Source organism: Streptomyces odontotermitis (genome assembly GCF_050510915.1).
In the GTDB taxonomy this organism is placed as follows: domain Bacteria; phylum Actinomycetota; class Actinomycetes; order Streptomycetales; family Streptomycetaceae; genus Streptomyces.
Genome location: NZ_JBNJLS010000006.1, coordinates 162,394 through 174,504, shown reverse-complemented (window position 1 = coordinate 174,504; position 12,111 = coordinate 162,394). Strand labels below are relative to the sequence as shown.

Below are 12,111 nucleotides of genomic sequence, written 5' to 3'. Positions count from 1 at the left end.
CGGTGCGGTACACGTCGCCCCTGCCTGCCTCGGACCCCGGAGCCGCCTCGTGGACACCCCCACCCCGCTCATACGCCTCGACGTGACCGCCGGCGACCTCCACGGCGAGATCGCCCGCCTCCGCGCCCTCGGCCCCGCGGTGCGCGTGGAACTTCCCGGCGGCGTTCCCGCCTGGGCCATCACCCGCCACCAGGTCCTCCAGGACCTGCTCGCCGATCCCCGCGTCCTCAAGGACGCCTCGAACTGGGCCGCGTTGCGCGACGGACAGATACCCGAGGGGTGGCCGCTGATCGCCTTCATCACCAACCGCGGCATGACCACCGCCGACGGCGCGGACCACCTGCGCCTGCGCACCCTGGTCACGCAAGCCTTCACCCCGCGCCGCATCAACGCGATGCGCCCCCGCGTCGAAGCGCTCACCCACCGCCTCCTCGACGCCCTCACCGCGCACCCGTCCGGGCCGGTGGACCTGCGGGCCCACTTCGCCTACCCCCTGCCGATGCACGTGATCGGCGATCTCCTCGGCGTCCCCGAGGAACACTTCGATCAGTTCCGGGCGCTGTCCGCGAGCCTCACCAGCAGCACCACCTCGCCCGAGGAAACCCTGGCCACCAAGCGGCAACTCCACGCCATGCTCGCCGATCTCGTCGCGCGGCGGCGCGAGCGCCCGGGCGAGGACCTCACCAGCCACCTGATCGCCGCCCGCGACCAGGGCGACCGGCTCAGCGAGGACGAACTGACCGGCACCCTCATCCTGATCCTCGTCGCCGGACACGGCACCACCCTGAATCTGATCACCAACGCGGTCAGGGCGCTGCTCACCCACCCCGAGCAGCTCGCGGCCGTCACCGCGGGGCGGCAGACGTGGAGCGCGGTGATCGAGGAGACCCTGCGCTGGGACTCCCCCGTAGGGCACTTCCCGCTGCGCTACGCCGGCGACGACCTTCGCGTCGGCGACACGGTGATCCCGAAGGGGGAGGCGATCCTCGCGTCGTACGCGGCCGCGGGACGCGACCCCGGCCAATTCGGCGCCGATGCAGACGAGTTCGACACCACCCGCTCTGCGAGCAGGCACCTGTCGTTCGGGCACGGCGCGCACTACTGCCTCGGTGCCGCCCTCGCCCGCCTCGAAGCCGAGATCGCGCTCCCGGCGCTCTTCGCCCGCTTCCCGCACCTGGACCTCGCGGTGCCACCGCAGGAACTGGCGCCGCTGCCGTCGTTCGTCAGCAACAGCGTCCAAACCTTGCCGGTGCTCCTGCACCGCACGTAGCCGAGGCTGGTGGCTGGTGGCTGGTGGCTGCTGCGAACCAGCGGGTGTCAGTAGATGATGGACACGATCTGGCAGGCTGCCGCGGCCAGTTGGCGGTCGCCGTCGATGCGGGCGCGCTCCAGGGCGGTGTCCGGCTCGATGCCGCGCGTGCACAGGCGCCAGGCGGTCTCCGCGTCCACAGCGACGCGGGCGGCGGGACGCTCGGTGCCGCTCGGCTCGGCGAGCGACCAGCGGTCCCCGGTCGCCGTCACCGTCCAGGTGCCGTGGACCGGTCCGTCGATCTGCACCTGGATCTGCGCGCCGGTCGGGGCGGTGACCTCGCGCAGGGTGTGCGGCAGGGCCCGCAGGAAGGTGTCCAGGACGACGGACAGCAGGCGCGGATCGGGGTCGGTGGCCTGCCCGGTGGCATGGCGGATCTGTTGGCGGTGGGTCCAGAACTCGGTGAGGTCGCGGGCGCTGTCCAGCCACATCGGCGCCGGGTCGACTCCGGCCCAGGACACGCCCAGCGAGGGCGAATGGGGATCGGTGGCCTCGAAGAACCGGGCGGTCTGCCCGCCGATCAGGTCGAGGGTGTCGGTGAGAGCGGCGGGGCCGATCCGGCGGCAGGCGTCGACCCATTCCTGGTTGATGCGGTGGATGAACGCCTCCAGGGTCTCCCCCGGCGCGAAGGCGGGCCCTTCCTGGTGGCCGTCGCGGTCCCGGGCGAGGCGCCCGTAGAAGTCGCCCAGGAGGTGCGCGGCGAGATCCCGGATGGTCCAGCCCGGAACCGCCTCCCTGCTCCAGTCGGCGGGTGCCAGGCCGCGCAGCGTGGCCATCAGCGCGGCCTGCTCGGGCGCGAACAGGGGGCGGGCGTCGATCGGGGCGCCGAGCCAGGAGTGGTCCGGCACGCCAGTGGGCGGGGCGTTCATGGACCAAGCCTGCCGAGCGGACGACCGCCTCGCCAGCGAGTATCCCCGTACGCAGTCGCAGGGCTGTCACGCATCGCCCCGAAGCCATCCGGTGCGCAGGGCTTCCTCGGCACGTGCGTTGAGTCGTGCCGTCAGGCTCCTCAACTGGTGCGCGCGGTGGACCGGTACGCAGAGGGAGATGGCGGCGAACGCCCCTCCGACGGAGACCGGCACGGCGGCGGATGCGTGTCCCAGGGCGAACTCCTGCACCTCCACCACGGGTTGGAAGGGCGTGATCTGCGAGAGCCGGCGCAGTGCGGTCGCGGTGTCCGGCACCGTGTACGGGGTGAGGGGGAAGACGGGGTGGCGTCGGAAGTGGTCGCGGCGCTGCTGGTCGGTGAGCCGGGCGAGCAGACACTGTCCGGCCGCGTGCGCGTGTGCCGCCGCAGCGAAGGGGACCGGGGTGGCCGTCAGGACTTCCGGGGTGTTGCGCGAGCGCGCGAAGACCTGCACCTCGCCGTCCTGGTAGAGCGTGGCGTACGTCGTCGCGCGCAGATGGCGGCTGACGCGCTCCAGCCAGTCCTCGGGGGCCGACTTCTCCATCACCGGTGCGCAGGTGGGCAGTTCAGGCGCCGCGGGCGGCTGCATGTAGTGGCCGAAGGCGTTGAGCAGCATGCCTTCCTGCAGGAGCGTGCGCAGCAGGTGGTAGGTGGTGGGCAGCGGGATCTGCGTGTCGCGCGCCAGTTGCTTGGCCGTCGCCTGGCCGCCGCGCCGCTCCAACGCGGCGAGCAGGCGGCAGGCGCGCTGCACCGAGACGATGAGCGTGGGGCCGTTGGACGAGTGCCGCGGTGAGTCCCGCTGTGAGTCCGGCCGTGAGTCCGGCCGTGAGTCCGGCCGTGAGTCCGGTTGTGGGTCCGGCTGTTGCTCCCGCTGGGAGTTCTTCTGTGAGTTCTGCAAGATCTCTCCTCGAGGTTCGTCCCGTGGACTTCGAGCACGGGAGAGGCGACCTTGGAATCGGGCCTACGGATGCATGCCTCTGCGCTGCGGATGCATGGCTCTGCGCTGGCAGGCGGGAACGCGAGCCCGTCGGGGCTCGACCCGGCTCACTGGAGTGAAGAAGGTGTCAGCGAGCCGGGGAGCAACCGTCAGGACTCCGCGTGGCGAGGCAGGGACGCAGCGGCTAGCTTCGCGCGGTGAGCTGTGCCTCGAGCCGGTTCAGCAGACGCGTCAGGAGGCGCGAGACATGCATCTGGGAGATGCCCAGCTCCTCGCCGATCGCGCTCTGCGTCTTGTCCTCCGCGAAGCGCAGCGCGAGGATCCTGCGCTCGCGCTCGGAGAGCCCGGCGAGGAGGGGCTTGAGGGCGTGCAGGTCCTCGACCCGTTCCAGGTCAGCGTCCGTGTACCCGATGTGGTCGGCGAGGGTGTCTTCCGGCGACGAGACGTCGGTCGGGTGGTCCAGGGAGACCGTGGTGTGGCCGTTGGCGGCGATCAGCCCTTCGGTGACCTCGTCCTCGTCCAGGCGCAGGTGTTCGGCGAGTTCACTCACGCTCGGCGAGCGGCCGTTGGCCTGTTCCAGCTGGGCGGTGGCCTTGGACAGGAGCAGGCGCAGTTCCTGCAGGCGGCGCGGGACGCGCACGGCCCAGGTGGTGTCGCGGTAGAACCGCTTGATCTCGCCGAAGATGGTCGGCAGGGCGAAGGTGGGGAATTCGGTGCCGCGCTGCACCTGGAACCGGTCGATCGCCTTGATGAGCCCGATGGTGCCGACCTGAACGACGTCCTCGTGGGACTCCGCGCGTACGGTCATGCGGCCGATGGCGTAGTGGACCAGGGCGAGGTTGAACTCGACCAGGCAGTCGCGTACGTAGGAGTACTCCGGGGTTCCCTCCTCCAGTTCGTCGAGGCGGGCGAAGAGGGTCTTGGACAGCGCGCGGGCATCGGTGCCGTTGGTGCTCCTGGGGTCGGGCAGGGGCGGCAGGCTCTCCAGGCCCGGCAGGCCCGGCAGGCCCGCGAGTGCGGTGGCGTCCGGGCCGGTGGTATGTCGCCCGGCACCGGGGTGCGTGCGGCCGGGATGGCTGGGGATCGCGGTCACCATCGTCGCTCCCGTAACGAGAAGGGCGCTCCCCGGACGGGAGCGCGTCGTGGGCTGGCTGCTACCCACCAACGACCGTGACAATCCCGTGACTTGACTCTGCGTATAAGAATCCGAACACCATGCCGACAGTGCGTTACTGCGTACGGCCGCACCCGGCGTGACGTCAGTCGGCCAGCACCGCACGCACCGTCTTGCCGCCGCCCGCGACCGGGGTGACGGCGAAGTGCTGCGCCAGCATCCGCACCATGGCCAGCCCCCGTCCGCTCTCCCCCTCCGCGGTCAGCGGGCGGAGGCGCGGGCGGGCCGGGCTCGCGTCGTAGACCTCGACGACCACGTACGCATCGGCCACCTCCACCCGCAGCCGACACGGGCTGCGGCCGTGCAGCGCGGCATTGGTGACCAGTTCCGACACGATCAGCGCCGCGTCATCGACCCGCTCCGCGTCCACCCTCCGCACCCGACGGCGCGAACGATCGAGGAACCTGGACGTCAACTGGCGGGCTCGGCCGGCCGAGGCGGCTTCGTGGGGCAGCAGGTATTCGGCTCGGGCAGAACGCCGATGGGCGCGCTGAGGCGCACGCATGGCGGATCACTTCCCCTCCTGGGACAACCGGCACGTCCGCGGCATGGCCGCTCACCGGGGCCGCGGCATATTTTGCGCGGCAGGTCCTGCGGGGTACTCCTTCCCCGTCCCCCTGATCGACAACCCGCGGGTCCGCCGGCGGAACGCTCATGAAAAGGCGGAGCAGCGAACCCCGCACGGCTCCGAACAGGGGGATGAGGCATACGGGTCAGTGGGGCAATGTTTCGTCCGCGGATCGGGTAGCGGGATGCGAACCCACCGAGGCAGGAGGCGGACCGTCATGACCCCACCCCAAGATGTCGTCGAGCTGATCCTCGAAGACCACCAGACGCTGGAGGGCCTGCTGCGCCTGATGCGCAGCGTCGAGGCCGACCGGCACGCGGCCCTCCACGACTTCGCGGACCTCCTCACCGCGCACAGCCACGCCGAGGAATGCGTGCTGCATCCCCCGCTCCGCCCTTACGCGCACCACGACTTCTTCGAGCGCATCGAAGCAGAACACGACGAATCCACAAAGGTGTTGCTCGCACTGCTCGACGTGCCGGGCATCGGCTCGGCCGAGTGGGACCGGCGACTGCAGCAGATGGCCGCGGCCGTCTATCGCCACTCCGACGAAACCGAACGCACTCTCCTCAACCTGGCCCGCGCACAACTCGACGGTTTCCACCGGGCGGAGCTCGCGCAGGAGTTCACGGAGACGCGGCGCCGGATGCTGCGGGCGGGATGCGGCAGCGCCGACCTCGTACGCGGGCTGCTGTACGCCGACGTCCCGGCATGACCCGCGCGTCGGCCATGTCCCACCCCGCCCCAAGTACCCGCACCTCGAATGCCTGATTGGGGCTCCCCTCTCTGGTCCTGGAGCAAGGAAGGTAGGGGCGGGCCAACTGACGCGGGTATCCCCATGGGCAGCTGATGCTTGAGGCGGCGGCGCACAGCAGCACTCACTCCGCGGAACTGCTGCCCGACGGGGCGGTGGTCAGTGCGGCACCGCATGGAACGGCCGACGACGCCCGAGGCGAGGTCGGGGCGATCACCGTGCACCGGCGGCACCCCGTCCACGGCGGCGCACCACTGACCGACTGGCACGACCGGCTTCTTGCCCGGCCTGCCCACCCAGGACCCGGACATGACCGTGAACATCAACGCCGTGTTCCTCGGCCCGGACGGCGACCCGCGCTTCCTCGAGGACGCCCACTACGTCCAGTGCCGGTGGGGCGACGGCGACTGGGCCGAGGGGCCCTTGACGTGTTCAAGCTCTTCCCGGGCCTGACCTCGTAGCCGGTCCCCCACCGGTGGGGTGGGCGGTCTCAAGAGTGGTCTCTCGAGCGGCCGCGCACGCGATCTGGAGGCGGGTCCGCAGCCGCTGCGTGTCACTTCGGGGGCCAGACGGAAACCCGCTTGGTCCGCACGTCATACGTCAGCGCGCCACCCTCGAAACGCTGACGGACCGCCTTGCCGCCCCAGATCTTGTGCTCGTCGGTGGTGGGATAGCCGAGGCGCCCGCGCTCCCAGCCGAGCTTGCCGTACTCACCGCGGAAGGCGCCCCATACCGCGTGCGCGCCCGTCTTGTGCGACCAGTACAGGGAGCCGCCGTCGAAGTACTGGAGGGAGCCGCCCTTCAGTCTCCGCTCGGCCGCTTCGGGGCACTTCAGGCGGCCCTTGGCCCCGCCCAGGGCATGCCACTTCTTGGCGAACGCGCCCGTGACGGGATGGGCGCAGGACCGCGTGAAGCGGGCGGTCAGGGAGTGTGCGGAGTTCATCAGGAGCGACATGTCCGGTGTCGTGTTCGCGTGCGGTTTTCCGTCCAAGTCCCAGCCGCTGAAGGCGTATCCGGGCCTCGCCGTGGCCTTGACCACGACACGGGTGCCCGTGCGGTAGGGGCCCCAGACGAGGGGGCGCACGGTGCCGCCGGCCTTCGGGGACGTGTCGAGGGTGAGCTCCTGGCGTGGGCGCGGCTTGTCGGGGGTGCGGTATTCCTGGACGAGGTAGGCGGTCTGCCGCAGCACCCGGGTCTGGTCGTTGTTGCGGTCGCCGAGCGGCTGCCCGTGCCAGCGGTGGATGCGGTTGGCGTAGTAGTACGCGATGGGGCAGGTCTTGCGGCCCTGCTCGCAGTTCCACTCATAGGCCATGATCGTGGCCCAGTTCTGGTCGGGGGTGATCCAGCCCGGGTTGTACGGGTACTTGGTGCTCGGCGACCCGGAGCCGGCCTCGTCGTGCTTCAGCGTCCAGCGGTCGTGGGCGAGCGCGAGGTTGTGGCCCACCTCGTGGCTGAACGTCTGCAGGAAGATGGAGTCGTAGCTGATCACGGCGTTCGCGGAATTGTCGGCCGTCGTGTCCTTGTCCGGGGCGTCGGAACCGTTGCTGATGCCGCTGTTGCCCGTGTGCCCCGTGACGAGGACGGCCAGGTCGGCCGCTTTGCGGTTGCGCGCCTCGGAGACCTGGGCGCCGAGGTGCTTGTCCTGGGGATTCTCGAGCAGATTGAGCATGGCGCCGTCGTCCAGCTCGACGTCCTGTTGGCGCCCCTTGGGCTTCTTGGCGTCGACGGGGACCTTCCAGCCCTTGAAGGACTTGAGCTCCAGCGTGTCCACGACGTCGACCCGCGCCTTGACCTCGCTGTCCGACAGGGCCCGGTTCATCCGCGTCTCGGCGGTGCGGGCGGAGGCGGCAACAGACCTGAACTTCTTGTCGCCACGGGCCATCGCGGCGGCCTTCGGCGTGTAGACGAGCAGGATGTCGACCACGGCGGGCTTGGAGCGGTCGGGCTTCGTCCTGCCGCGCGGTCCCGGTGCATCGCTGTCGCCGTCCGAGGGCCGGCCAGGCGCGGTGCCGTCCTCGGCGGGCCGGCCGGGGTCGGTGTCGTCACCCGTGCGGCGCGGCAGCTTCGACAGGTCCCACTGCTCGAAGCGGGCCGTGCCGGGGTGGCCGGGATCGGGCTCGACGTGGAAATAGCCGCGCGGCCCCAAGTCGGCATAACCCTCAAGGTAGATGGGCCCCTTGCCGTCGCAGGCGTGGGTCACCTGCACGTGCACCGAGTGCTCGGGGATGCCCGCCTCGTGACCGTCCCAGATGATGGTGCCCTGCTGGTCGTCGTCGGCCTGGTCCTCCACCACACGCGCCTGCACCTTGTAGGGGAAGACGCTGAGGGTCGTGGCCGCGGGCGGACCCGCGTCGGGCCGGTCGCACAGGTAGGAGAAGTGCTCCCGGCGCAGCTCGACCGTGGTCGAACGCACCACCCACGGGTCCCCCGGGTCCGCGGCAGGCCGGGCCGATGCGGTCACGGCCGGGCCGGCGGTCAGGAGCAGGACGGTCATCACAGAGCCTGCCGTCAGGGACAAGCGGGGCATCAGGGCGGCCTCTCTTCGGAGGGGGTACGGAGCTCGGGAACTCGGAACGGTGAGCCGGGAGGCTCACCGGCTCCCTCCACCAGGGACCACCCGCTCACCGCGCCCCACCCGACGGGCACGCCCGCACACCGGCGAGGTTCACCCGGGTGCGAGAGGCATGAGCCGCCAATGGCCCACGTCGAGACAGGCGCCGTGCGGGCATACACCTCGGCGGCGGGAAGCGGGGCGACGGGACGTACTCCGTCCTCGCTGGTACATGTACGAGCCGGGCGGCGCCCCGTGAACAGAGCCAGCGGCAGCAGCAGACAGGTTCAGGCTGCCGCTTGAGTGCCGCGCTCAGCGGCTGAATACTGGCAAGGTGGGAACCGACTCTCCTGACGGCTCAGCCTTCAGCGATGTCATCGGCCCGTGGGCGGACGGCTCCGCTGAGCGGTCCCTTCACGCCGATGAGCGTGAGACCACCGCCGACGAACGAGAGGCGATCGCCGACGAACGCGAAGCCTCCGCCGACCAACGCGAACGCGCCCTGAGTGCCCGGGAGCAGCTCGTGGACGATCAGGCCCGTATCGTCGGCGAGGCGTCGCCCAGTTCTCTGCAGCGTTCCCAGGAAGCGAGCGACAGGGCGCGGGCTCTGCTCGCAGCCAGCGAAGCCCGGTTGGCGCACGCCGAGGCCAACGTGGCTCGCTCGCAGGCCCGCGAGGCACGCCAGGCTTGGGCCCGTCAGTAAGAGATCCTCACCTCCGACCGCTTGCTCGACACCGGAGCCACATCCCGGCGTACCAACCTGCACATCTATGTACAGCAGCTGCACGCGCGGTACCTCACTGCCGCCGCCACTCTGGCCGACGCACACGACATGGTGGCCCAGCATCATGAACGCCTCGCTCGAAGCGAGGCGTCAACCGCCGACGAACACCGGAGTCTGGCCCGCCGGGCTCGCCAGGCGGCACTGCACATCCGCACAGCCGCCCATCAAGCCACCTACCCGGAGGACGCCTCCCCGTCCGCCGCCGCGCCGCCCGATGCGCCTCCCACCCCATTGCGGGACGCTCACCCGTACCCGGAGGAATAGCGATCCTCATGAATGTGGGCACTCCGCCCGTTTGTCAGCCTTCCAGCAGGTTGAGCACAGCCCGCTGGTAGACGGCGTACACCGTGGGGAGTTCGGCTAGGTGGGCGCGCTCGTCGATGCCGTGCAGCCCCTCGTAGGGCACGCCGAAGCCGGCGGTGGCCGGGATGCCTTCCCCGGCGAGCAGGTTGCCGATGTTGGAGGGCCCCGCGGTCTTCGACTTCACCACGAGCCCGGCCTCGGCGGCCGCGTTCAGCAGGGCGGCGGCGGGCTGTTGGCCCTCGGCGAGACGGAAGGGGGGCCATGTGGCGATCGGGGTGATCTCGGTGGGTGTCGGGGCAGGCAGCTCTGCGTCCAGCTCGCCGACGGCCCTGCGTACCAGCGCCTCGGCATCATGGCCGTCGAAGCCCGGAGTGGTGCGGATGTCGACGTTCAGGTCGCAGCGGTCGGGGGTGACGGAGAAGCCATGGCCGCCGTGGAGCGAGGTGACCGACAGCTTCGGCGGCAGCGGGAAGCCCGAGACCCCCGTGGCGCCGGGGAGTCCGGCGTCGTCCAGGAGCTTGACGAGGTGGGCGGCGCGGGAGATCGCTCCCACCACGTGTGTGCTGGAGCCGGAGTGGCCGGACGGGGCATGCACGGCGATCGAAGCCCGCCACAGGCCCCGGCCGCCGGCCACGACGTCCTCCATGCCGGGGTAGCCGATCATCACCCCGGCGGGGCGCGGTGCCTGCGCGTCGGCGAGGTAGGCGCGGGCACCGCCGAAGCCGCCGGTGTGCTCGTCGACGTCCAACAGCACGGCGAGTCCGCCCTGCAGGCTCTCGGCCCGGGGCGCGAGGTCGGCGGCGATATGGCAGAACATCGCCGCGGCGAGCTTGGAATCCGCGGCCCCTCGCCCCAGCAGCCAGCCGTCCGCCACGTCCCCGGAGTCGGGCGGGAAGGACCAGGCCCGTTCGTCCCCGTACGAGGCGGTATCCAGGCACGCGTCCAGCGTCCACCAGGAGCCCGGACGGCCTCCGGGGACCTCGACCAGCAGCCCCACCAACTCACCGGCCCCGTCTCGCAGATGACGGTGCGCCAGGCCGCGCGCGGCAAGCCAGTCCTCCAGTACACCCAGGACGGGCCCGTAGTCGTCGATCCCGCCCCGGCTCGGCCGCTTGACCAGCTTCCGGGCGAGCTCCACCACCGATGCCGCACGGGCCTCGGCCCGCTGCTGAAGGCTCTCGCTCATGAGAGGAGCATCCCTTGTGCAGCCCTCACGAGTGGATGCCGCTGATGGCTGCGGTGAACGGCCGGCTAGAAGGAACCCATGTCCGCCGACAGCCACTTCTCCGGGCGCATCCTGACGATCACTTCCTCACCCAGCTCGGCCGCGGCGAACTCAAGGTACTTGGCCGCCGCCTCCGGGCCCAGGTAGTGCTCCGCGACCGCCCGCAGCTGTTCCGGTGTGCTCGGTTCGATCTCCACCGGTCCCTCCACCGTCACGTAGCGGACCGTGGGCTCGGTGCGCTGGGCCATCAGCGAGGCCCGGCCGGCCGCGCGCAGCGCCTTTGCCTTGGCCGAGTCGGCAGCGGTGACGAGCCACAGGTCGCCGCCGGGCTCGTACATGTACCAGACGGGCACGTTCAGCGGCGCGCGGTCCGCGCCGGGGCGGGCGATCGACAGGGCACCGATGTGCGGCTCCGTCAGAAAGGACTCACGTTCGGACTGGGTCAGGGGCATGCGGGGGCCTCTCGGTCCAGGATCAACAGGTGGTCCGCTTTGCGGTGTTCGTTCAACCGCAACCATCGCAACGTCCCGCCCGGTCCCGTTGTTCCCTGCAGGCAACCGGCCTGTCCGCCGACCGGCCGTCTGGCCTTCCTCAGTTTCGCGGTCTCGGGTCCTGCTGCTCGGTCCAGCCGAAGTGGTTTCGAGGAGTTCACTCACCCCCAGCGCATCGATGCCGGGCTCGTGCTGAGCTTCGGTCTCGGCGAATCCTGGCGCCAGGCGGCCCCGCGCAAACTCCTCGAGGCGCACCCGGAGGCGGGTGCGCCGTCCCACGACCGACCGGCGGGGCGGGACAGGCAGAGGACGGGCAGAGAACCCGGACGTGCGCGCCTACGCAGGCACGCCCGGACCGGTCCCTCCCCGCCCTCCCCACGCCCGCGCGACCTCCAGGCTGTCCTCGTAGAAGCGATAGCGCGTGATCAGCCCATCGGTCACGGTCACATGGAGGGCGAACCAGGTCTCGATCAGCGCGCCATGGGCCCTGACCCGGCTCTTGAGATGCCCGAGTGCCACCCCGTCCCGGTCGTCGGCCAGCACGCGCTCGACGACGAACTCCTCGCCGGCCACGTGTCCCGTGAGCGAGGTGAAGAAGTCCGCCACCTCCTCGCGCGTCGAACGCGCCCCGAGCCATGGAACTTCGTCCGCCCCGGGAACACTCCAGTCGACCTTCTCAGCGAAGAGCTCCAGCAGCCGCTCGCTGTAGCCGTTCCCCAGCTCCCGCAGATAGGCGTCCAGGATCTCTCGGGCCGTGCGCTGCGCTGTCGTCATGACGTGCCTCCCCTACGTTCGGGCCGAGCCCACCACGACTGGCGAACTCGCCGGAGCAGCACGCTATCAGGTTTTGGATCGTTCAGTACATAATGAACCAGGTGTCCGGGAGACTGAGGTGCTGCTCGCGGAGGGCCCAGTGCTGTACTTCAACCAGGTACCCGAGCCCAAGAAGATCAAGAACCGGATCCATCTGTGCTTGCGCCCAGAGACATCGCGTGAGCAGGAGGTGGAACGGCTGCCCGGCCTCGGTGCCACCTTCGTCACCGATCACCGGAATCCCGACGGCTCAGGCTGGGCAGTCCTTGCTGACCCCAACACTCCTGACTACCGG

Annotated in this window: 12 protein-coding genes and 1 pseudogene; 5 read left to right on the top strand and 8 right to left on the bottom strand. The window is 70.6% G+C overall.

Features of this window, described 5'->3' with window-relative positions:
* The first annotated feature begins 49 nt into the window (after positions 1–49).
* Positions 50–1,270, top strand: a complete 1,221-nt coding sequence (locus tag ACQB60_RS19400) for a cytochrome P450 family protein (RefSeq protein WP_496927264.1) — start codon at positions 50–52, stop codon at positions 1,268–1,270.
* 47 nt (positions 1,271–1,317) lie between these two features.
* Here the strand turns inward: ACQB60_RS19400 and ACQB60_RS19395 are convergent, their stop codons facing one another.
* The 4 genes from ACQB60_RS19395 to ACQB60_RS19380 all read right to left on the bottom strand — a co-directional run bounded on the left by ACQB60_RS19395 (position 1,318) and on the right by ACQB60_RS19380 (position 4,832).
* Complete coding sequence (locus ACQB60_RS19395) at positions 1,318–2,178, bottom strand: maleylpyruvate isomerase family mycothiol-dependent enzyme (protein ID WP_496927263.1); 861 nt, start codon at positions 2,176–2,178, stop codon at positions 1,318–1,320.
* Between the two features lie 66 nt (positions 2,179–2,244).
* Entirely contained in the window at positions 2,245–3,114 is an 870-nt protein-coding gene (locus ACQB60_RS19390) for a helix-turn-helix domain-containing protein (protein ID WP_496927262.1), read from the bottom strand.
* A 223-nt stretch (positions 3,115–3,337) separates the two neighbouring features.
* Positions 3,338–4,249 carry a SigB/SigF/SigG family RNA polymerase sigma factor gene (locus tag ACQB60_RS19385; RefSeq protein ID WP_496927261.1) on the bottom strand — a complete coding sequence of 304 codons (912 nt, stop codon included), beginning with the start codon at positions 4,247–4,249 and terminating at the stop codon, positions 3,338–3,340.
* 163 nt (positions 4,250–4,412) lie between these two features.
* Entirely contained in the window at positions 4,413–4,832 is a 420-nt protein-coding gene (locus ACQB60_RS19380) for an ATP-binding protein (RefSeq protein ID WP_496927260.1), read from the bottom strand.
* A 280-nt stretch (positions 4,833–5,112) separates the two neighbouring features.
* On the opposite strand from ACQB60_RS19380, the gene ACQB60_RS19375 reads away from it, so the two are divergent.
* Both ACQB60_RS19375 and ACQB60_RS19370 read left to right on the top strand, forming a co-directional pair.
* Positions 5,113–5,610 (top strand): hemerythrin domain-containing protein, encoded by a 498-nt coding sequence (locus ACQB60_RS19375; RefSeq protein ID WP_496927259.1) that lies wholly within the window; start codon positions 5,113–5,115, stop codon positions 5,608–5,610.
* 348 nt (positions 5,611–5,958) lie between these two features.
* Positions 5,959–6,102, top strand: a complete 144-nt coding sequence (locus tag ACQB60_RS19370; protein ID WP_496927258.1) for a hypothetical protein — start codon at positions 5,959–5,961, stop codon at positions 6,100–6,102.
* Between the two features lie 100 nt (positions 6,103–6,202).
* Here the strand turns inward: ACQB60_RS19370 and ACQB60_RS19365 are convergent, their stop codons facing one another.
* Positions 6,203–8,176 carry an InlB B-repeat-containing protein gene (locus ACQB60_RS19365; protein WP_496927257.1) on the bottom strand — a complete coding sequence of 658 codons (1,974 nt, stop codon included), beginning with the start codon at positions 8,174–8,176 and terminating at the stop codon, positions 6,203–6,205.
* A gap of 358 nt (positions 8,177–8,534) precedes the next feature.
* Between ACQB60_RS19365 and ACQB60_RS19360 the strand changes: the two genes are divergently transcribed.
* On the top strand, positions 8,535–8,903 hold the full coding sequence (locus tag ACQB60_RS19360) for a hypothetical protein (RefSeq protein WP_496927256.1): 369 nt from the start codon (positions 8,535–8,537) through the stop codon (positions 8,901–8,903).
* 379 nt (positions 8,904–9,282) lie between these two features.
* Here the strand turns inward: ACQB60_RS19360 and ACQB60_RS19355 are convergent, their stop codons facing one another.
* The 3 genes from ACQB60_RS19355 to ACQB60_RS19345 form a co-directional block, all read right to left on the bottom strand.
* Positions 9,283–10,473, bottom strand: a complete 1,191-nt coding sequence (locus tag ACQB60_RS19355; RefSeq protein WP_496927255.1) for a M20 family metallopeptidase — start codon at positions 10,471–10,473, stop codon at positions 9,283–9,285.
* A gap of 65 nt (positions 10,474–10,538) precedes the next feature.
* Complete coding sequence (locus tag ACQB60_RS19350; RefSeq protein WP_496927254.1) at positions 10,539–10,964, bottom strand: pyridoxamine 5'-phosphate oxidase family protein; 426 nt, start codon at positions 10,962–10,964, stop codon at positions 10,539–10,541.
* Between the two features lie 375 nt (positions 10,965–11,339).
* Positions 11,340–11,777: a nuclear transport factor 2 family protein gene (locus ACQB60_RS19345; RefSeq protein ID WP_496927253.1), complete on the bottom strand. Its 438-nt coding sequence runs from the start codon at positions 11,775–11,777 to the stop codon at positions 11,340–11,342.
* Between ACQB60_RS19345 and ACQB60_RS19340 the strand changes: the two are divergent.
* Positions 11,776–12,108 (top strand): annotated as a pseudogene (locus ACQB60_RS19340) (VOC family protein); the annotation flags it as partial. The gene ACQB60_RS19345 and the pseudogene ACQB60_RS19340 sit on opposite strands and share 2 nt — an antisense overlap.
* Positions 12,109–12,111 lie beyond the last annotated feature (3 nt).

Coding starts and splice junctions, on each gene's coding strand:
- ACQB60_RS19395 (WP_496927263.1), bottom strand. CDS start 2,178: ATGAACGCCCCGCCCACTGGCGTGCCGGACCACTCCTGGCTCGGCGCC.
- ACQB60_RS19385 (WP_496927261.1), bottom strand. CDS start 4,249: ATGGTGACCGCGATCCCCAGCCATCCCGGCCGCACGCACCCCGGTGCC.
- ACQB60_RS19380 (WP_496927260.1), bottom strand. CDS start 4,832: ATGCGTGCGCCTCAGCGCGCCCATCGGCGTTCTGCCCGAGCCGAATAC.
- ACQB60_RS19375 (WP_496927259.1), top strand. CDS start 5,113: ATGACCCCACCCCAAGATGTCGTCGAGCTGATCCTCGAAGACCACCAG.
- ACQB60_RS19370 (WP_496927258.1), top strand. CDS start 5,959: ATGACCGTGAACATCAACGCCGTGTTCCTCGGCCCGGACGGCGACCCG.
- ACQB60_RS19365 (WP_496927257.1), bottom strand. CDS start 8,176: ATGCCCCGCTTGTCCCTGACGGCAGGCTCTGTGATGACCGTCCTGCTC.
- ACQB60_RS19355 (WP_496927255.1), bottom strand. CDS start 10,473: ATGAGCGAGAGCCTTCAGCAGCGGGCCGAGGCCCGTGCGGCATCGGTG.
- ACQB60_RS19350 (WP_496927254.1), bottom strand. CDS start 10,964: ATGCCCCTGACCCAGTCCGAACGTGAGTCCTTTCTGACGGAGCCGCAC.
- ACQB60_RS19345 (WP_496927253.1), bottom strand. CDS start 11,777: ATGACGACAGCGCAGCGCACGGCCCGAGAGATCCTGGACGCCTATCTG.